Origin of the sequence: Chryseobacterium sp. SIMBA_038, assembly GCF_046535115.1 — a bacterium.
Lineage (GTDB): Bacteria > Bacteroidota > Bacteroidia > Flavobacteriales > Weeksellaceae > Chryseobacterium.
Map to the genome: position 1 here is coordinate 1 of NZ_JAWRXH010000186.1, position 269 is coordinate 269.

General features: G+C 50.2%; 1 protein-coding gene. It reads right to left on the minus strand.

Annotation, left to right across the window (positions count from 1 at the left end):
- The coding region (locus SB689_RS23220) for a hypothetical protein (protein ID WP_410694413.1) at window positions 1-269 on the minus strand (269 nt) is incomplete at both ends.

A 269-nucleotide genomic window follows, 5' to 3' on the forward strand; every position in this document is an offset into this window, starting at 1 on the left:
GTACTGTCATGCCGATTCGTGGGGTATATGCTCCGGCTTCGAGGCATGCGTTAACATCTTTGATAGCTGACTGCTTCGCCTCATCGGGCACCCGATAGATATAGACGAAACGCAATACGCAACCGTGCATCATGGCTTTCAGTAGTGGAACGGACAGTTCATCTGTTGAGCTGGTCGTTGCGTATGAACTGATCACTCCGCCTTGAGACAGGCATGCAATGTCAATGTCGAGATTGGATTTCACATCGACATCAACGATGAGGTCCACG